We start from the raw sequence: 19,704 nt of genomic DNA, 5'->3' as shown, positions 1-19,704 counted from the left end.
CCGTAACGCACGTCACGCCCGGCACGGCGGCGGGGGCCCGGGCGGGCAAGCCCCGGGCGGGTCGGGCGCCGGGCGCGCCGGGCACACGCGACCGCGCGCCCGCCCCGGCGCGAAACGTGCCCCGCGCGCCCGCTCAGCCCTCCGCCCGCCCCCTCAGTCCTCCGCGGCCGGGGCCACCGAGGCGAAGGCGCCCCGGGCCATCCGGTGCAGCAGCGCGGCCGTCGCCGAGCGGCCCGGCAGCGAGCCCGGGCGCCCCAGGTGGGGCGTGGAGTTCAGCAGCCCGAACACCGAGTGCACCGCCGAGCGGGCCACCGGCTCCGCCAGCCCCGGGTACAGCTCCCGCACCACCCCCACCCACAGCTCCACGTACTGGCGCTGGAGCTGGCGCACCAGCTTGCGGTCGCTGTCCCGCAGGCGGTCCAGCTCACGGTCGTGCAGGGTGATGAGGGGACGGTCGTCGAGCGCGAAGTCGATGTGCCCCTCGATGAGGGAGTCGAGGACCTCCCCGGGGCCGGCCACCCCCTCGGCCTCCGCCAGCCGCCGCCTGGCTCCCGTCAGCAGCTGACCGCTGATCCCGACGAGCAGCTCCGCGAGCATCGCGTCCTTGCCCGCGAAGTGCCGGTACAGCCCCGGTCCGCTGATGCCGACGGCGGCCCCTATCTCGTCCACGCCGACGCCGTGGAAGCCGCGTTCGGCGAAGAGCCGGGCGGCCTCCTTGAGGATCTGCTCGCGGCGGGTCGGGGCGTCGGTTCTCGTGGCCATGGAGGCAATTCTAGACAGGGAGGTTAGCGGTCGTTAACCTGTGGGAAATGCGTTAACGCTCATTAACACCGTGAGGGGACCGCAGGATGCAACAGGCACCGGAGCTGACGAGCGCGGCCGATCCCGCGTCGGCGGCCTGGCGGGCCAACGAGTCGGCGCACCGCGCCCTCGTCGACGAACTGCGCGGCAGGCTCGCCGCGGCCCGGCAGGGCGGCGGCGAGCGGGCCCGCGCCCGGCACACCGCGCGCGGCAAGCTGCTGCCGCGCGACCGGGTGGACACCCTCCTCGACCCCGGCTCGCCCTTCCTGGAGCTGGCCCCGCTGGCGGCCGAGGGCATGTACGACGGGCAGGCCCCGGCGGCCGGGGTGATCGCCGGGATCGGCCGGATCAGCGGGCGCACCTGCGTGGTCGTCGCCAACGACGCCACCGTCAAGGGCGGCACCTACTACCCGATGACGGTGAAGAAGCACCTGCGCGCGCAGGAGGTGGCCCTGGAGAACCGGCTGCCGTGCGTCTACCTCGTCGACTCCGGCGGCGCCTTCCTGCCCATGCAGGACGAGGTCTTCCCGGACCGCGACCACTTCGGCCGGATCTTCTACAACCAGGCCCGCATGTCCGGCGCCGGCGTCCCGCAGATCGCGGCCGTGCTCGGCTCCTGCACGGCGGGCGGGGCGTACGTCCCGGCGATGAGCGACGAGGCCGTCATCGTCCGCAACCAGGGCACGATCTTCCTGGGCGGCCCGCCGCTGGTGAAGGCGGCCACCGGCGAGGTCGTCACGGCCGAGGAGCTCGGCGGCGGCGAGGTGCACGCGCGCACCTCCGGCGTCACCGACCACCTCGCCGAGGACGACGCCCACGCGCTGCGCATCGTGCGCGACATCGTGGCCACGCTCCCCGGGCAGCCGCGGCCGCCGTGGTCCGTCGAGCCGGCGGCCGAGCCGAAGGTGGACCCGGCCGGGCTGTACGGCGCCGTCCCGGTCGACTCCCGCACGCCCTACGACGTGCGCGAGGTCATCGCCCGGGTGGTGGACGGCTCGCGCTTCGCGGAGTTCAAGGCGGAGTTCGGGCAGACCCTGGTAACCGGCTTCGCCCGGATCCACGGCCACCCGGTGGGCGTCGTCGCCAACAACGGCATCCTCTTCTCCGAGTCCGCCCAGAAGGGCGCGCACTTCATCGAGCTGTGCGACCAGCGCGGCATCCCGCTGGTGTTCCTGCAGAACATCTCCGGTTTCATGGTCGGCCGGGACTACGAGGCCGGCGGCATCGCCAAGCACGGCGCCAAGATGGTCACGGCGGTCGCCTGCACCCGGGTGCCCAAGCTGACGGTCGTCGTCGGCGGGTCGTACGGCGCCGGCAACTACTCGATGTGCGGCAGGGCGTACTCGCCCCGCTTCCTGTGGATGTGGCCGAACGCCAAGATCTCGGTGATGGGCGGCGAGCAGGCCGCCTCCGTGCTCGCGACGGTCAAGCGCGACCAGCTCGAGGCGCGCGGCGAGGAGTGGGGCGCCGAGGAGGAGGAGTCCTTCAAGGCCCCGATCCGCGCCCAGTACGAGCGCCAGGGCAACGCCTACTACGCCACCGCCCGCCTGTGGGACGACGGCGTCATCGACCCGATGGACACCCGCCAGGTGCTGGGCCTGGCGCTGACCGCGTGCGCCAACGCCCCGCTGCCGCCCAAGGCGGACGGCTTCGGCGTCTTCCGGATGTGAGGGGGACCATGTTCGACACAGTTCTGGTGGCCAACCGGGGCGAGATCGCGGTCCGCGTGATCCGCACGCTCCGGGCGCTGGGCGTGCGCTCGGTCGCGGTGCACTCCGACGCCGACGCCGACGCCCGGCACGTCCGCGAGGCCGACACAGCGGTGCGGATCGGTCCGGCTCCGGCGGCCGAGAGCTATCTGTCCGCCGAGCGGCTCCTCGAGGCCGCCGCCCGCACGGGCGCCCAGGCCGTGCACCCGGGCTACGGCTTCCTCGCGGAGAACGCGGACTTCGCGCGCGCCTGCGAGGACGCCGGGCTGGTCTTCGTCGGGCCGCCCGCGGACGCGATCTCGCTGATGGGCGACAAGATCCGCGCCAAGGAGACCGTCCGGGCGGCCGGGGTGCCGGTCGTCCCCGGGTCGAGCGGTTCGGGGCTGTCCGACGGCGAACTGGCCGCCGCGGCCCGCGAGATCGGCATGCCGGTGCTGCTCAAGCCTTCCGCCGGCGGCGGCGGCAAGGGCATGCGGCTGGTGCGGGACGCCGGCCTGCTGGCCGAGGAGATCGCCGCCGCCCGGCGGGAGGCGCGCGCCTCCTTCGGCGACGACACCCTGCTCGTGGAGCGCTGGGTCGACCGGCCCCGGCACATCGAGATCCAGGTGCTGGCCGACGGCCACGGCCGGGTGATCCACCTGGGCGAGCGCGAGTGCTCCCTGCAGCGCCGGCACCAGAAGATCGTCGAGGAGGCGCCGAGCGTGCTCCTCGACGAGGAGACCCGGGCCGCCATGGGCGAGGCCGCGGTCCAGGCGGCCCGCTCCTGCGGCTACCGGGGCGCGGGCACGGTGGAGTTCATCGTGCCGGGCGGCGACCCGTCGTCGTACTACTTCATGGAGATGAACACCCGGCTCCAGGTGGAGCACCCGGTCACCGAGCTGATCACCGGGCTCGACCTGGTCGAGTGGCAGCTGCGGGTCGCGGCGGGCGAACGGCTGCCGTACGCCCAGGAGGACATCCGGCTCACCGGGCACGCCGTGGAGGCCCGGCTGTGCGCCGAGGACCCCGCGCGCGGGTTCCTCCCCTCGGGCGGCACGGTGCTGATGCTGCGCGAGCCGCGGGGCGAGGGCGTGCGCACCGACTCCGGGCTGAGCGAGGGCACCGAGGTCGGCAGCCTCTACGACCCGATGCTCTCCAAGGTGATCGCGCACGGCCCGGACCGGGCCACCGCGCTGCGCCGGCTGCGCGCGGCCCTGGCGGACACGGTCACCCTGGGCGTGCAGACCAACGCCGCCTTCCTGCGCCGGCTGCTGGCCCATCCGGCGGTCGTGGCGGGCGAGCTGGACACGGGGCTGGTCGAGCGGGTGGCCGACGAGCTGGTCACCGCCGACGTGCCGGAAGAGGTCTACGAGGCCGCCGCCGCCGTCCGGCTGGAGGCGCTGCGCCCGAAGGGCGAGGGCTGGACCGACCCGTTCTCGGTGCCGAGCGGCTGGCGGATGGGCGGCGAGCCGAAGCCGGTGAGCTTCCCGCTGCGGGTGCACGAGCCGGTGGAGCACACCCCGCGCGGCACCCACACGGTCACCGCCGGCACGGTCTCGGTCACCCTGGACGGTGTCCGCCACACCTTCCACCGCGCCGCCGACTGGCTCGGCCGCGACGGCGAGGCCTGGCACGTGCGCGACCACGACCCGGTGGCCGCGTCGCTGACCCGGGCGGCCCACTCCGGCGCCGACTCGCTGACCGCGCCCATGCCCGGCACGGTCACGGTGGTGAAGGTGGCCGTCGGCGACGAGGTGGAGGCGGGCCAGAGCCTGCTGGTGGTCGAGGCGATGAAGATGGAGCACGTCGTCTCCGCCCCGCACGCCGGCACCGTCACCGAACTGGACGTCACCCCGGGCACCACCGTCGCCATGGACCAGGTCCTCGCGGTGATCGCCCCGCACGAGGAGCACGAGGAGCACGCGCCCGGAGCCGGACCGGCCGGCGCGACGGAGAGGGAGAGGGAGGAGACGGCATGAGCACCCCGGAACCCGCCCTGCCGATGGTCGTCCCGGCCCCGGACCTGCCCCAGCGGGTGCGGATCCACGAGGTGGGCGCCCGCGACGGCCTGCAGAACGAGCGGCTGGCCGTCCCGACGGAGATCAAGGCGGAGTTCATCCGCCGCCTGGCCGACGCGGGCCTGACGACCATCGAGGCGACGAGCTTCGTCCACCCCAAGTGGGTGCCCCAACTGGCGGACGCGGAGGAGCTGTTCCCGCTCGTCAAGGAGCTCGAGGGCGTGCACCTGCCGGTCCTGGTGCCCAACGGGCGCGGGCTCGACCGCGCGCTGGCGCTGGGCGCGGACCGGGTGGCCGTCTTCGCCAGCGCGACCGAGTCCTTCGCCAAGGCCAACCTCAACCGGACGGTGGACGAGTCGCTCGGCGTCTTCGCGCCGGTGGTGGCCCGCGCCAAGGAGACGGGCGCCCATGTGCGCGGCTATGTCTCGATGTGCTTCGGCGACCCCTGGGAGGGCGCGGTCCCCGTCCACCAGGTCGTGCGCGTGTGCAGGGCGCTCCTGGACATGGGCTGCGACGAGCTGAGCCTGGGCGACACGATCGGGGTCGCGACCCCGGGCCATGTCCTCGAACTCCTCTCCGCGCTCAACGAGGAGGGCGTGCCGACCCATGTGATCGGCGTGCACTTCCATGACACCTACGGCCAGGCACTGGCCAACACCTACGCGGCACTGGAACACGGGGTCACCACCGTCGACGCCTCCGCCGGAGGCCTCGGCGGCTGCCCCTACGCCAAGTCCGCGACCGGCAACCTCGCCACCGAAGACCTCGTCTGGATGCTGCAGGGCCTCGGCATCGACACCGGGGTCGACCTCGGCCGTCTCGTCGCCACAAGCGTGTGGATGGCCGCCCATCTGGGCCGACCCAGCCCGTCCCGCACCGTACGCGCCCTGTCCCACAAGGAGCAGTGATCACCATGGACCACCGACTCTCCCCCGAGCTCGAGGAACTCCGCCGCACGGTGGAGGAGTTCGCCCACGACGTCGTGGCGCCGAAGATCGGTGACTTCTACGAGCGGCACGAGTTCCCGTACGAGATCGTCCGCGAGATGGGCCGCATGGGCCTGTTCGGGCTGCCGTTCCCGGAGGAGTACGGCGGCATGGGCGGCGACTACCTGGCGCTCGGCATCGCGCTGGAGGAGCTGGCCCGGGTGGACTCCTCGGTCGCCATCACCCTGGAGGCCGGGGTCTCGCTGGGGGCCATGCCGATCCATCTGTTCGGCACCGAGGAGCAGAAGCGCACCTGGCTGCCGCGGCTGTGCTCGGGCGAGATCCTCGGCGCGTTCGGCCTGACCGAGCCGGAGGGCGGCTCGGACGCGGGCGCCACCCGCACCACGGCGCGGCTGGACCCGGACACCGGCGAGTGGGTGATCAACGGCAGCAAGTGCTTCATCACCAACTCGGGCACGGACATCACCGGGCTGGTCACGGTCACGGCGGTGACCGGCCGCAAGCCCGACGGCAGGCCGCTGATCTCCGCGGTCATCGTCCCGTCCGGCACCCCCGGCTTCACCGTGGCGCCCGCCTACTCCAAGGTGGGCTGGAACGCCTCGGACACCCGTGAGCTGTCCTTCTCCGACGTGCGGGTGCCGGCGGCGAACCTGCTGGGTGAGGAGGGCCGCGGCTACGCGCAGTTCCTGCGCATCCTCGACGAGGGCCGGATCGCCATCGCGGCGCTGGCCACGGGCCTGGCCCAGGGCTGTGTGGACGAGTCGGTGAAGTACGCCAAGGAGCGGCGCGCCTTCGGCCGGCCGATCGGCGCCAACCAGGCCATCCAGTTCAAGATCGCGGACATGGAGATGAGGGCCCACACGGCGCGCCTGGCCTGGCGGGACGCGGCCTACCGGCTGGTGGCCGGCGAGCCGTTCAAGAAGGAGGCGGCGCTGGCGAAGCTGTACTCGTCCACGATCGCGGTCGACAACGCCCGCGACGCCACCCAGATCCACGGCGGCTACGGCTTCATGAACGAGTACCCGGTCGCGCGCATGTGGCGCGACTCCAAGATCCTCGAGATCGGCGAGGGCACGAGCGAGGTCCAGCGGATGCTGATCGCCAGGGAGCTGGGCCTGACGGGCTGACGGCCTGACGGCCTGACGGGCTGACGGGCTGACGGGCCGCCACCCGGGCGGCGCGGCGCGGAGACCCGCACCCTGGACAGGAACTGAGGTTAGGCTAACCTACCTTCAGACCTGTCCGGCGGGCTCTCCGCCCCGTTCGAAAGCAGTCATGCCCATGCCCAAGTCCCGTGCCCCACAGCTCTCCCGCCGCGGCCTCCTCGCCGCGGGCGGCGCCCTCGGCCTCGGCGCCGCGCTCGCGGCCTGCGGCGGCGGCGACGGGAAAAGCGGCGGCCGGGGCGAGGGGACGGCCGCCGCCAAGTCCGGTCCCTGGTCCTTCAAGGACGACCGCGGCCGGACCGCCAAGGCCGACCGGACACCATCGAACATCGTCGCCTTCGTCGGGGTCGCCGCCGCGCTCCACGACTACGGCGTGCCGGTCAAGGGCGTCTTCGGCCCGACCAGGACCAAGGACGGCAAGGCCGACGTCCAGGCCGGCGACATGGACGTCAGCAAGGTGACCGTACTCGGCAACGAGTGGGGCCAGTTCAACATCGAGAAGTACGCCGCCCTCGCCCCCGACGTCCTCATCTCCACCATGTTCGACGCCGCCGGCACCCTCTGGTACGTCCCGGAGGAGTCCAGGAAGAAGATCCTCGCCGTGGGCGCCCCGAGCGTGGGGATCTCCGTCTACGACCGCCGGCTGACCGAGCCGCTGGAGCGGATGCTCGCGCTCGCCAAGTCGCTGGGCGGGGACGTCACTTCGGAGAAGGTGAAGCAGGCCAGGAAGCGCTTCGAGGACGCCGCCGCCCGGCTGCGCGCCGCCGCCAGGGCCAAGCCGGACATCAAGGTGATGGCCGGTTCCGCCAGCCAGGACCTGTTCTACGTCTCCGGCACCAACCTCTCCGTCGACCTGGAGTACTTCAAGGCGCTCGGCGTGCGCTTCGTCGAGCCGCCGGAGCAGGCCAAGGCCCAGGGAGGCGGCTGGTACGAGTCCCTGAGCTGGGAGAACGTCGACAAGTACGCGGCGGACATCATCATGATGGACAACCGCACCTCCGCCATCCAGCCGGCCGGGATCACCGAGGGCACCTGGAAGAAGCTGCCCGCCGTCAAGGCCGGCCAGGTCATCGCCCGCAACCCCGAGCCGATCCTCTCCTACGACAAGTGCGCCCCGCTGCTCGAGGACCTCGCCAAGGCGATCGAGAGCGCGAAGAAGGTCTCCTGACCCGCCCGACAAGGTTTCCTCGAAGGAGCACCCATGACGACGGCCGTGGCCGCCCCGTTCCGTTTCTTCTCCCTGCAGGTCGTACGGACGAGGCGGCTCGGCCCGTCGTTCGTCCGGGTCACCTTCGCGGGGGACGACCTCCACGCCTTCCGCTCCCTGGGACGCGACCAGTCCCTCTCCCTCTTCCTGCCGCACCCCGGCCAGACCGAACCCGTGGTTCCGGTGGAACTGGGCGACGGCTGGTGGCAGGGCTGGCGCGAACTGCCCGACGACGTACGGGCGGTGATGCGCTCGTACACCCTGCGCGCGCTGCACCGGGACGCCGTCGGCGTCACCACCGGGATCGACATCGACTTCGCCCTGCACAGCCCGCCCGGCCCCGCCTCCCGCTGGGCCGCCCACGCCGCCCCCGGCGACCGCGTGCTGCTGATCGGCCCCGCGGTCGCGGACAACCGGGCGGTCCGCTTCCGCCCGCCCGAGGACACCGGCCTCGTGGTGATGTGGGGCGACGACACCGCCGTACCGGCCGCGACCGCGATCCTCGAGTCCCTGCCGCCCGGCACACGGGTGCGCGCCTGGCTGGAGGTGCCGCACGCCGGCGACATCCAGGACGTGCCGACGCGCGCGGACGCGGAGATCACCTGGCTGGTACGGCGCGACGGAACCCCCGCGGAGGCGGACGCGGCGAACGTGGACCCGGCGGACACGGATCCCCTGGACGTGGACCCGGCGGACGCGGACCCCGTCCTCGCCGCCGGTCCGACCGCCGCCGAGCGGCCGTACGTATGGCTCGCGGGCGAGTCCGGGCGGGTGAGGGCGCTGCGCCGCCACTTCACCGGCGCGGGCGGGATCGACCGCCGCCGTGTCACCTTCGTCGGCTACTGGCGGCGCGGGTTGACGGAGGAACAGCTGCGCGCGGCGGAGTGACCGCCTGAACGACTCCCCCGCGGTGAGGCCGGCCGGCCAGGGCACAGGCATGCCTCGATCCAGTGAAGTTAGGTTAGGCTAACCTAAGTAACATGATCTCGGAGGACCCCACATGCGCTCGCACCTGCTCAATGACCTCACCGCCGAGCACTACCGGCGCTCGGTGACCGAAGGAGTGGAGCGGGTGGCCGCCCGACTCGCCGCCACCGGCCGTCCGTTCACCGGCATCACGCCCGGCGGACTCGCCCCCCGCATCGACCGGATCGACCTCGACCGGCCGCTGGGCGACACCGCCGCCGCCCTCGACGAACTCGAGGAGGTCTACCTCCGGGACGCCGTCTACTTCCACCACCCGCGCTACGTCGCCCACCTCAACTGTCCGGTCGTCATCCCCGCGGTGCTCGGCGAGGCGGTGCTGTCCGCCGTCAACTCGTCCCTGGACACCTGGGACCAGTCGGCCGGCGGCACCCTGATCGAGCGCAGGCTGGTCGGCTGGACCGCCGCCCGGATCGGGCTGGGCGCCGCCGCCGACGGGGTGTTCACCTCCGGCGGCACCCAGTCCAACCTCCAGGCGCTGCTGCTGGCCCGCGAGGAGGCCAAGACGGACGACGCGGCGCGGCTGCGGATCCTCGCCTCCGAGGACAGCCACTTCAGCGTGCGCAAGTCGGCGAAACTCCTGGGCCTCGGCCCGGACGCGGTGGTCGCCGTCCCCGTCGACCAGGACCGGCGGATGCGGACCGTCGCGCTCGCCCACGAGCTGGAGCGCTGCCGCCGCGACGGCCTGGTCCCCATGGCCGTGGTCGCCACCGCCGGCACCACCGACTTCGGCGCCATCGACCCGCTGCCGGGGATCGCCGAGCTGTGCGCCCGCTCCGGCGCCTGGATGCACGTGGACGCGGCCTACGGCTGCGGCCTGCTCGCCTCCCCCACCCGCCGCCATCTGCTGGCCGGCATCGAGCGCGCCGACTCCGTCACCGTGGACTTCCACAAGTCCTTCTTCCAGCCGGTCAGTTCGTCCGCCGTGCTGGTCCGGGACGGCGCGACCCTGCGGCACGCCACCTACCACGCGGACTACCTCAACCCCCGCTCCACGGCCGCCGAGCGCATCCCCAACCAGGTCGACAAGTCCCTGCAGACCACCCGCCGCTTCGACGCCCTGAAACTGTGGATGACCCTGCGCGTGATGGGCGCCGACGGCGTCGGCCGCCTCTTCGACGAGGTGTGCGACCTGGCCGCCGAGGGACACCGGCTGCTGGCCGCCGACCCGCGCTTCGACGTCGTCGTGGAGCCGGCCCTGTCCACCCTGGTCTTCCGCTACGTCCCGGCCGCGCCCACCGACCCGGCCGTGACCGACCGCGCCAACCTGCACGCCCGCAAGGCCCTGTTCGCCTCCGGCGAGGCCGTGGTGGCGGGCACCAAGGTCGGCGCCCGCCACTACCTGAAGTTCACCCTCCTCAACCCCGAGACCAGGGCGGCCGACCTCGCCGCCGTCCTGGACCTGATCGCCGGCCACGCCGAGCAGTACCTGGGAGAGTCCCTTGACCGCGCGTCCTGAAGCCCGCCCCGTGAACACCGTGTACGACGTGTACGACTTCGTGGGGATCGGGCTCGGTCCCTTCAACCTCGGCCTGGCCTGCCTGACCGAGCCGATCGCCGAACTCAACGGCCTCTTCCTGGAGTCCAAGCCCGGCTTCGAGTGGCACTCGGGGATGTTCCTGGACGGCGCCCATCTGCAGACGCCGTTCCTGTCCGACCTGGTCACCCTGGCCGACCCCACGTCCCCGTACTCCTTCCTCAACTACCTGAAGGAGAAGGGCCGGCTGTACCCGTTCTACATCCGGGAGAACTTCTACCCGCTGCGCGTGGAGTACGACGACTACTGCCGCTGGGCCGCGGCCCGCCTGGACAGCGTCCGCTTCGGCGCCACGGTCACCGAGGTGACGTACGACGAGGGCGACGAGCTGTACGCCGTGCGCACGCACACCGGGGACACCTACCGCGCCCGCCGGCTGGTCCTCGGCACCGGCACCTCCCCGCACGTCCCCGCCGCCTGCCGCGGCCTGCCGGACGGCGGCGCCGGCCTGCACACCTCCCGCTACCTGGACCGCAGGGACGAACTGCGGCGCATGCGGTCCATCACCCTGGTGGGCAGCGGCCAGTCCGCCGCCGAGATCTACCACGACCTGCTCGGCGGGATCGACGTCCACGGCTACCGGCTGAACTGGGTCACCCGCTCCCCGCGCTTCTTCCCGCTGGAGTACACCAAGCTCACGCTGGAGATGACCTCCCCGGACTACGTCGACTACTACCACGCGCTGCCCGAGCCGACCCGCTACCGCCTCGCCGAGCAGCACAAGGGCCTGTACAAGGGCATCGACGGCGCCCTGATCGACGAGATCTTCGACCTGCTGTACCGCAAGCGGCTCACCGGCCCGGCCCCCACCCGCCTGCTCACCAACTCGGCCCTGACCGGGGCGTCGTACGACGACGGCGGCTACACCCTCACCTTCCGCCAGGAGGAGCAGGGCAAGGACTTCGCGCTGCGCTCGGAGGGCCTGGTCCTGGCCACCGGCTACCGCTACACCGAGCCGGAGTTCCTGAAGCCGGTCCGCCACCGCCTGCGCCACGACGCGCACGGCAACTTCGACATCGGCCGCAACTACGCCGTCGACGTCACCGGCCGGGGGATCTTCCTGCAGAACGGCGGCGTCCACGCCCACAGCGTCACCTCCCCCGACCTGGGCATGGGCCCGTACCGCAACGCCTGCATCATCCGTGAGCTGCTCGGCACCGAGTACTACCCCGTCGAGAAGACCATCGCCTTCCAGGAGTTCGCCGTATGAGCGCCCCGGCCTTCACCTTCCGCCCGCTGGACCCGCCGGGGGACGCCGCACTGCTGCACGGCTGGGTCACCCACCCCAAGGCGGCCTTCTGGATGATGCGGGACGCCGGGGTCGAGGACGTCGAGCGCGTCTACCGGGAGATCGCCGCCGACGAGCACCACCACGCGCTCCTCGGCCTGCACGACGGCGTCCCCGCCTTCCTGATGGAGCGCTACGACCCCGCCCACCGCGAACTGGCGGGGCTGTACGAGCCGCGGCCGGGAGACGTCGGCATGCACTTCCTGGTGGCGCCCACCGACACTCCCGTGCACGGCTTCACCCGGGCCGTGATCACCGCCGTGCTGCGGCACCTGTTCGAGGACCCGGCGGTGACGCGGGTCGTGGTCGAACCGGACGTGCGCAACACGGCCGTGCACGCCCTCAACGCGGCCGTCGGCTTCGTTCCGGAGCGCGAGATCCGCAAGCCGGAGAAGCGGGCGCTGCTGAGCTTCTGCACCCGCGAGCAGTTCCGCCGGGCGGTGACCGCATGACCTCCGCCCCGCGCCCCATGACCTCCACCCCGCACTCCATCACCTCCGCCCCGCACCCCGCCGACGCCGTGTCCCACCTGTCCCCCGGGCGCTGGGAGACCGCCAACCGGCTGCTCGTGCGCAAGGCGCTGGCCGAGTTCGCCCACGAACGGCTGATCACACCCGAGCGGCAGGACGACGGCGGGTACGCCGTCCGCGGCGACGACGGCCGGACCCGCTACCGCTTCACCGCCGTCCGCCGCGCCCTCGACCACTGGGACGTCGACCCCGCCTCGATCACCCGCGAGGGCGAGGGCGAGGGCGGGCCCGGGACCGCGCCGTCCGCCCTGGACTTCGTGCTCGACTTCAGGGCCTCCCTCGGCCTGAGCGACGAGATCCTGCCGGTCTATCTGGAGGAGATCTCCTCCACCCTCGCCGGCACCTGCTACAAGCTCGCCAAGCCCCCGGTCACCGCCGGGGAACTGGCGTACTCGGACGACTTCCAGGCGATCGAGACCGGCATGACCGAGGGCCACCCGTGCTTCGTCGCCAACAACGGACGGCTCGGCTTCGGCAGCGACGAGTACCTGTCCTACGCCCCCGAGGCCGCGCACCCGGTACGGCTGGTGTGGCTGGCCGCGCACCGCTCCCGGGCGGCGTTCACCGCCGGAACCGGCGTCGAGTACGCGTCCTTCCTGCGCGGTGAGCTGGGCGAGGCCACGCTCACGCGGTTCGCCGGACGGCTGCGCGCCCAGGGGCTGGACCCCGACGACTACCTGCTCGTCCCGGTCCACCCCTGGCAGTGGCGGAACAAGCTGTCGGTCACCTTCGCCGCCGAGGTCGCCCGCCGCCGGCTGGTGTGCCTGGGCGAGGGCGACGACGAGTACCTGGCCCAGCAGTCCGTACGGACCTTCTTCAACGTCTCCCACCCGCGCCGCCACTACGTCAAGACCGCCCTGTCGGTCCTCAACATGGGCTTCATGCGCGGGCTGTCGGCCGCGTACATGGAGGCCACCCCGGCCATCAACGACTGGCTGGCCCGGCTGATCGAGGACGACCCGGTGCTGAGAGCCACGGGGCTGACGGTCATCCGGGAGCGGGCGGCGGTCGGCTACCGGCACCTGGAGTACGAGGCGGCCACGGGCCGCCACTCGCCGTACCGGAAGATGCTGGCGGCGCTGTGGCGGGAGAGCCCGGTGCCCTCGCTGCGCGAGGGCGAGTCCCTGGCCACCATGGCCTCGCTGCTGCACCTGGACCACGAGGGCGGCTCCTTCGCCGCGGCCCTGGTCGAGCGGTCCGGCCTGCCGGCGCGGGAATGGCTGCGGCGCTATCTGCGGGCCTACCTCACCCCGCTGCTGCACAGCTTCTACGCCCACGGCCTGGTCTTCATGCCGCACGGCGAGAACGTCGTGCTGGTCCTGGCGGACGGGGCGGTACGGCGCGCGGTGTTCAAGGACATCGCCGAGGAGATCGCGGTGCTGGACCCGCGGACCCCACTGCCACCGGAGGTGGCGCGCATCCGCGTCGACATCCCCGAGGAGCACAAGCTCCTGTCCCTGTTCACGGACGTCTTCGACTGCTTCTTCCGCTTCCTGGCCGCGCACCTGGCCGCGGCGGGGACCCTGGAGGAGGACGGCTTCTGGGACACGGTCGCCGAGGTGGTGCGCGCGTACCAGGAGTCGGTGCCGGAACTCGGCGACCGGTTCCGCCGCTACGACCTGTTCGCCCCCGAGTTCGCGCTGTCCTGCCTCAACCGGCTCCAGCTGCGCGACAACCGGCAGATGGTGGACCTCACCGACCCCTCCAGCGCGCTGCAGCTGGCGGGCACCCTGGAGAACCCCCTCGCCGGGCGGTGACCACCGCTGCCCCGCGGACGGGCGGTGGCGACCGCACCCCAGGGGGCGGTGGTCACCGCTGTCCCGCGGGCGGGCGGGCGCCCCGGAGTACGGTCCTCCGGGGCGCCCTTCCTGCCCGAGCCCGTCAGGTGCCCGGCCGGCCGGTCAGTTGCCCGGCCAGGGCACCTGCGGCGACCGGTAGTAGCCGATGCCCAGGGCGTCCCAGCGCGGCGCCTGCGCCGCGAGCCGCACCTTGTAGGCGTCCCAGTCGTGCGTGGCCGCCGGCGACCAGCCCAGCTCGGCCGCGCCCGGCAGCCGGGGGAAGGCCATGTAGTCGATGTGGGCGGAGGTGGACAGGGTCTCCGACCACAGCGGGGCCTCGACCCCGCGCACGGCGGACGCGGGCGCCCCGGGCAGATAGCTCCCGGGGTCCCAGTCGTAGGACCGCCGCACCTCGACGTAGCCCGCCCAGGCCAGCCCCAGCGGGGTGTCCTTGGTGTACTTCATGTCGAGGTAGACGCGGTCGGCCGGGGACAGCACCAGCCAGGTGCCGTTCTGCGCGGCCCGCGCCACCTGTGCCTTCTCCGCCGCGCCGGTGGAGTCCAGGCCCCAGTACTGGGCGAGCGCGCCCTTGGCCGGGGTGGCGCCGGTCAGCTGGTGCCAGCCGACGACCGTCTTGGCGTACTTCGCGACGATCGGCTGCACCCGGTCCATGAACTTCACGTAGTCGTCGTGGCTGGTGGAGTGGGCCTCGTCGCCGCCGATGTGCAGATAGCGGCCCGGGGTGAGGGCGGCCAGCTCCCGCAGGACGTCGTCGGCGAAGTCGTAGGTGATCTCCTTGGGCACGCACAGCGAGCTGAAGCCGACCTGGGTGCCGGTGTAGAGCGGCGGCGCCTTGCCGTCGCAGTTCAGCTCGGCGTAGGAGGCCAGGGCCGCGTTGGTGTGGCCGGGCATGTCGATCTCGGGGACGACCTCCAGGTAGCGGGAGGCGGCATAGCGGACGATCTCCTTGTAGTCGGCCTTGGTGTAGTGGCCGCCAGGACCGCCGCCGACCTGCGTGGAGCCGCCGTAGGCGGCCAGGCGCGGCCAGGAGTCGACGGCGATGCGCCAGCCCTGGTCGTCGCTGAGGTGCAGGTGCAGCTTGTTGACCTTGTAGAGGGCCAGTTCGTCGATGTAGCGCTTCACCTGCGCGACGGTGAAGAAGTGCCGGGAGACGTCCAGCATGGCGCCCCGGTAGGCGTAGCGCGGGCTGTCCTGCACGGTGCCGCCCGCCACCGGCCACGGCCCGGGCTGGACGGACCGCTTCTCCACGGCCGGGGGCAGCAGCTGACGCAGCGTCTGCACGCCGTGGAACAGCCCGGCCGGCTCGCGGGCGGTGATGGTCACCCCGCGGGCGCCGCTGTCGAGCCGGTAGCCCTCGGCGCCGAACGGGCCGTCGGCGAGCCGCAGCCGGATGCCCGCGGGGCCGTGCGTGGTGACGGGCAGCCGGTAGCCGGTCGAGGGGCGCAGGATGCCGCTCAGGTAGTCGCCGACACGGCGGGCCTCGCGGGTGCCGTCGACGCGGATACGGGTGGCGGGTGTGATGCGGTACGGGGCCCCGCCCGCCCGGACGGAGGCTGGGGCGGGGATCACCTGGTCCAGCGGGGTCGCGGCGCGCGCCCGGCCGGCGGGTCCGTTCTGGCCCGCCTGCGCCGCGGGCGCGGCGCCGGCGGCGAGGACGCCGGACGCCGCCACGAGCAGCAGCGCGCCGAGGGCGCGGGACGTCCGGGTGGTGCGCGGTCCGCGGGGAGTCGTGCTGTGGTGCCGTCTCACATGCGCTCCCTTCACACTCGGTTCGGGACCCGATGGGCCCCGACGGTATAGACCACTCTCTCGCACGGGCGGTGAAACAATCCCCCCATGGCGGAAATCATCCAGAAGGACGGTACGTGGACGTTCGACGGCGACACGCTCCGGCTGATACCAGGGCGGGACAAGAACGTCAGCCTGCTGCGCCGCACTTTGGGTGAAGTCGTGGTGCCGCTGGGCGCGTTGGCGGGCATCTCGCTGGAGCAGGGGAAGCGGTCGGGGCGGCTGAGGCTGCGGCTGCGCGAGGGCGCCGACCCGCTGCTGCTGGCGACCGGCGGCCGGCTGACCGAGCCCCACGACCCCTACCAGCTGGTCGTCGAGGCCGACCGCTACGGCGTCGCCGAGTACTTCGTCGACGAGGTGCGCTCCGCCCTGCTGCTGGACGCGGTGCCCGCCGACCCGGTGACGGAGTATCTGCTGCCCGGTCCCGCGGTGCCGTTGTCGGTGTCCGCCGGGGACGGCACGGCGAGCTTCGACGGCGAGTACGTGCGGCTGGAGTGGAACTGGAAGACGGAGGAGGCCAAGGCCGCCGCCGGGCCCCGCGCCCTCGCGCTGCGCGACATCACCGCGGTGGAGTGGCTGCCGGCCGCCGGGCTGGACAACGGGTACCTGCGCCTGACGGTGGGGAACACGCCCACCCAGGCGCCGCCCAAGTACGACCCCAACGCGGTGGAGCTGTGGGGCTTCAAGAAGGACCCGCTGATGGCCCTGGTCGCCGCGGCGGTGCAGGCCCGGCTGCCGCATCCCGCGGCGCCGGCCGGGCAGCCGCGGCAGGACGGCGCGGGGGGCGTGCGGGGCGACGGCGTACGGGGCGCGGGGGGCGACGGCGTTCCCGTTCCCGCTCCCCGCGGCGCGGTTCCGCAGGGCGCCCTTGCGCAGGGTGCGCCGGCGGACGGTGCGCCGACGGACGGCGGCGTACGGCCCGGCGAGCCGGCCCGGCTCGCGTCCGCCGCCGAGCACGACCACGACGCGCTGCTGCGGCGGCTGCGGGAGCTGGGCGAGCTGCACCAGACGGGGGTGCTCACCGACGAGGAGTTCAGCCTGGCCAAGCAGGCGGTCCTGCGGCGCATGTGAGAACGCGGGCGGGGACAGTGTGCGAACAGATGTTCATGGGAGAATCCCCACACTCCCTGCCCGAAATCGGGCAGGATTCTTGCACAAGAGTCGCCCGTGCCCCAGAATCCACCGGGTGCACGACGAACTCGTTGATCATCTGACGCGCTCCACGCCCCTGAACCGGGGCGAGGCGCTGCGGGTGATCCAGGACGTGCTCGCCTACTTCGACGAGACGACCGAGGAGTTCGTCCGTCGCCGCCACCGCGAGCTTCAGGCCCAGGGCCTGGTGAACGCGGAGATCTTCGAACGGATCGGGGCGGACCTGAAGTACCGCGCGGTGGCGCCACCGGAGCTCTCCCTCCGGCAGCTGCGCCGCATCGTCTACGGCTGAGGAATACCTTTATATGTGCGGAATCGTCGGATACATCGGCAAGCGTGATGTCGCCCCGCTGCTCCTGGAGGGCCTGCAGCGCCTGGAGTACCGCGGCTACGACTCCGCCGGCATCGTGGTCACCTCGCCGAAGGCGACCGGGCTGAGGATGGTCAAGGCCAAGGGCCGGGTCCGCGACCTGGAGGCCAGGGTCCCGGCGCGCTTCAAGGGCACCACCGGCATCGCCCACACCCGCTGGGCCACCCACGGCGCCCCCTCCGACGTGAACGCCCACCCGCACATGTCGGCCGACAACAAGGTCGCCGTGGTGCACAACGGCATCATCGACAACGCCGCCGACCTGCGCCGCAAGCTGGAGGCGGACGGCGTGGAGTTCCTCTCCGAGACCGACACCGAGGTGCTCACCCACCTCATCGCCCGTTCCGAGGCCTCGACGCTGGAGGAGAAGGTCCGCGCGGCCGTCCGCCTGGTCGAGGGCACCTACGGCATCGCGGTCCTGCACGCCGACTTCCCCGACCGCATCGTGGTCGCCCGCAACGGCTCGCCGGTCGTGCTGGGCATCGGCGAGAAGGAGATGTTCGTCGCCTCCGACATCGCCGCCCTGGTCACCCACACCCGGCAGATAGTCACCCTCGACGACGGCGAGATGGCCACCCTCACGGCGGACGACTTCCGCACCTACACCACCGAGGGCACCCGCACCACCGCCGAGCCGACCACCGTCGAGTGGGAGGCCGCCTCCTACGACATGGGCGGCCACGACACCTACATGCACAAGGAGATCCACGAGCAGGCCGAGGCCGTGGACCGGGTGCTGCGCGGCCGGATCGACGACCGGTTCGCCACCGTGCACCTCGGCGGCATCAACCTCGACGCCCGTGAGGCGCGCGCGGTGCGCCGGGTGAAGATCCTCGGCTGCGGCACCTCGTACCACGCGGGCATGATCGGCGCCCAGATGATCGAGGAGCTGGCCCGCATCCCCGCCGACGCCGAGCCGGCCTCCGAATTCCGGTACCGCAACGCGGTGGTGGACCCCGACACCCTCTACATCGCGGTCTCCCAGTCCGGTGAGACCTACGACGTGCTGGCGGCCGTGCAGGAGCTCAAGCGCAAGGGCGCGCGGGTGCTCGGCGTGGTCAACGTGGTCGGCTCGGCGATCGCCCGCGAGGCCGACGGCGGCATCTACGTCCACGCCGGGCCCGAGGTGTGCGTGGTGTCCACCAAGTGCTTCACCAACACCTGTGTCGCCTTCGCGCTGCTGGCGCTGCACCTCGGCCGCATCCGCGACCTGTCGGTGCGCGACGGCAAGCGGATCATCGAGGGCCTGCGCCGGCTGCCGGCGCAGATCTCCGAGATCCTGAAGCAGGAGGAGGAGATCAAGAGGCTGGCCGAGGAGTACGCCGGCGCCCGCTCGATGCTCTTCATCGGCCGGGTGCGCGGCTACCCGGTGGCCCGCGAGGCCTCCCTGAAGCTCAAGGAGGTCTCCTACATCCACGCCGAGGCCTACCCGGCCTCCGAGCTCAAGCACGGCCCGCTGGCCCTGATCGAGCCGGCCCTGCCGACGGTCGCGATCGTGCCGGACGACGACCTGCTGGAGAAGAACCGCGCGGCCATGGAGGAGATCAAGGCCCGCAGCGGCAGGATCCTGGCGGTCGCCCACCAGGAGCAGGAGAAGGCCGACCAGACCGTCGTCGTACCGAAGAACGAGGACGAGCTGGACCCGATCCTCATGGGCATCCCGCTGCAACTCCTCGCCTACCACACGGCGTTGGCGCTGGGCCGGGACATCGACAAGCCGCGCAACCTCGCCAAGTCCGTGACCGTGGAGTAGTGAAGCGGCAGGCGGCCCGGCGGAAGCGGGCCGCCGCCCGCCGGACGCCGCCCGCCGGACGCCGGACGTGAACGACCCCCTGTGTGCCACCTGCACAGGGGGTCGCTCCTTGGCGGGGCCGGAGCCGCCCAGCTCCCCGGCCCGGCGGCTGCCCGGGCCGGCGGCCGTCACCCCCCGGCAGGCAGCGCGCGTGCGCGCATGCGATGACCGGTATATGCCCTGCACCAGGGCTCGAACACATCTACGCGTCAGTAGGGGGAAGTTGGGCGGCGAGGCCGCCCGGAAACGGGCTCCGGGTGCCAAGGGGGCGCGGAGGAACGCCGGGGGACCGGGCCTGGGCGACGCGGGAGCAACGCCGTGGAACGCGCCTGAGGGACGCCGGGCGAACGCCGGGGAACGCGCCTGAGGGACGCCGGGCGAACGCCGGGGAACACGCCTGAGGGACGCCGGGCGAACGCCGGGGAACACGCCTGAGGGACGCCGGGCGAACGCCGGGGAACGCGCCTGAGGGACGCCGGGCGAACGGGCCCGGGGGACGCCGGGCGAACGGGCCCGGGGGACGCCGGAGTGAACGCCAGGGGGAACGCTAGTGTCCTGCGCCGGTAGTCCGTCGTTAGATCTCGTATGAGTTCTTCTGCCGGGGTGCCGGTGCCGCGTCGTGGTCCGAAGTTGGAACCGC

At 72.7% G+C, this 19,704-nt stretch carries 15 protein-coding genes; 13 read left to right on the top strand and 2 right to left on the bottom strand.

What is annotated here, in order from left to right:
• Positions 1 to 153: 153 nt before the first annotated feature.
• Positions 154 to 762 (bottom strand): TetR/AcrR family transcriptional regulator, encoded by a 609-nt coding sequence (locus tag ACI2LW_RS12720; RefSeq protein WP_404731195.1) that lies wholly within the window; start codon positions 760 to 762, stop codon positions 154 to 156.
• 86 nt (positions 763 to 848) lie between these two features.
• Between ACI2LW_RS12720 and ACI2LW_RS12715 the strand changes: the two genes are divergently transcribed.
• From ACI2LW_RS12715 to ACI2LW_RS12670, 10 genes are all read left to right on the top strand, one after another.
• Entirely contained in the window at positions 849 to 2,471 is a 1,623-nt protein-coding gene (locus ACI2LW_RS12715; protein WP_404731194.1) for a carboxyl transferase domain-containing protein, read from the top strand.
• 8 nt (positions 2,472 to 2,479) lie between these two features.
• Positions 2,480 to 4,468: an acetyl-CoA carboxylase biotin carboxylase subunit gene (locus ACI2LW_RS12710; protein ID WP_404731193.1), complete on the top strand. Its 1,989-nt coding sequence runs from the start codon at positions 2,480 to 2,482 to the stop codon at positions 4,466 to 4,468.
• Positions 4,465 to 5,415: a hydroxymethylglutaryl-CoA lyase gene (locus ACI2LW_RS12705; protein ID WP_404731192.1), complete on the top strand. Its 951-nt coding sequence runs from the start codon at positions 4,465 to 4,467 to the stop codon at positions 5,413 to 5,415. The genes ACI2LW_RS12710 and ACI2LW_RS12705 overlap by 4 nt, the downstream gene beginning before the upstream one ends.
• Positions 5,416 to 5,420: 5 nt before the next feature.
• Positions 5,421 to 6,581: an acyl-CoA dehydrogenase family protein gene (locus ACI2LW_RS12700; protein WP_404731191.1), complete on the top strand. Its 1,161-nt coding sequence runs from the start codon at positions 5,421 to 5,423 to the stop codon at positions 6,579 to 6,581.
• A gap of 154 nt (positions 6,582 to 6,735) precedes the next feature.
• Positions 6,736 to 7,785: an ABC transporter substrate-binding protein gene (locus ACI2LW_RS12695; protein ID WP_404731190.1), complete on the top strand. Its 1,050-nt coding sequence runs from the start codon at positions 6,736 to 6,738 to the stop codon at positions 7,783 to 7,785.
• Positions 7,786 to 7,818: 33 nt separating this feature from the next.
• The gene (locus ACI2LW_RS12690; RefSeq protein WP_404731189.1) at positions 7,819 to 8,712 is read left to right on the top strand and encodes a siderophore-interacting protein; all 894 of its coding nucleotides are present in this window, start codon (positions 7,819 to 7,821) and stop codon (positions 8,710 to 8,712) included.
• A 112-nt stretch (positions 8,713 to 8,824) separates the two neighbouring features.
• Positions 8,825 to 10,267, top strand: coding sequence for a pyridoxal phosphate-dependent decarboxylase family protein (locus ACI2LW_RS12685; protein ID WP_404731188.1), 1,443 nt, complete (start codon positions 8,825 to 8,827; stop codon positions 10,265 to 10,267).
• Positions 10,251 to 11,555 (top strand): lysine N(6)-hydroxylase/L-ornithine N(5)-oxygenase family protein, encoded by a 1,305-nt coding sequence (locus ACI2LW_RS12680; RefSeq protein ID WP_404731187.1) that lies wholly within the window; start codon positions 10,251 to 10,253, stop codon positions 11,553 to 11,555. The genes ACI2LW_RS12685 and ACI2LW_RS12680 overlap by 17 nt, the downstream gene beginning before the upstream one ends.
• Positions 11,552 to 12,085, top strand: coding sequence for a GNAT family N-acetyltransferase (locus ACI2LW_RS12675; protein WP_404731186.1), 534 nt, complete (start codon positions 11,552 to 11,554; stop codon positions 12,083 to 12,085). Before ACI2LW_RS12680 ends, ACI2LW_RS12675 begins: the two co-directional genes overlap by 4 nt.
• Before the next feature lie 17 nt (positions 12,086 to 12,102).
• The gene (locus ACI2LW_RS12670; protein ID WP_404731323.1) at positions 12,103 to 13,920 is read left to right on the top strand and encodes an IucA/IucC family protein; all 1,818 of its coding nucleotides are present in this window, start codon (positions 12,103 to 12,105) and stop codon (positions 13,918 to 13,920) included.
• Positions 13,921 to 14,064: 144 nt separating this feature from the next.
• On the opposite strand, the gene ACI2LW_RS12665 is transcribed toward ACI2LW_RS12670, so the two are convergent.
• Entirely contained in the window at positions 14,065 to 15,711 is a 1,647-nt protein-coding gene (locus ACI2LW_RS12665; RefSeq protein WP_404731185.1) for a beta-N-acetylhexosaminidase, read from the bottom strand.
• A gap of 87 nt (positions 15,712 to 15,798) precedes the next feature.
• On the opposite strand from ACI2LW_RS12665, the gene ACI2LW_RS12660 reads away from it, so the two are divergent.
• From ACI2LW_RS12660 to glmS, 3 genes are all read left to right on the top strand, one after another.
• Positions 15,799 to 16,821, top strand: coding sequence for a DUF4429 domain-containing protein (locus ACI2LW_RS12660; protein ID WP_404731184.1), 1,023 nt, complete (start codon positions 15,799 to 15,801; stop codon positions 16,819 to 16,821).
• Between the two features lie 115 nt (positions 16,822 to 16,936).
• Positions 16,937 to 17,194: a hypothetical protein gene (locus tag ACI2LW_RS12655; RefSeq protein WP_313748401.1), complete on the top strand. Its 258-nt coding sequence runs from the start codon at positions 16,937 to 16,939 to the stop codon at positions 17,192 to 17,194.
• 13 nt (positions 17,195 to 17,207) lie between these two features.
• The gene (glmS, locus tag ACI2LW_RS12650) at positions 17,208 to 19,025 is read left to right on the top strand and encodes a glutamine--fructose-6-phosphate transaminase (isomerizing) (RefSeq protein WP_404731183.1); all 1,818 of its coding nucleotides are present in this window, start codon (positions 17,208 to 17,210) and stop codon (positions 19,023 to 19,025) included.
• Positions 19,026 to 19,704 lie beyond the last annotated feature (679 nt).

Origin of the sequence: Streptomyces sp. NPDC004065 (assembly GCF_044903565.1) — a bacterium.
In the GTDB taxonomy this organism is placed as follows: Bacteria; Actinomycetota; Actinomycetes; order Streptomycetales; family Streptomycetaceae; genus Streptomyces.
This window is presented reverse-complemented; position numbering and strand designations above follow the sequence as displayed.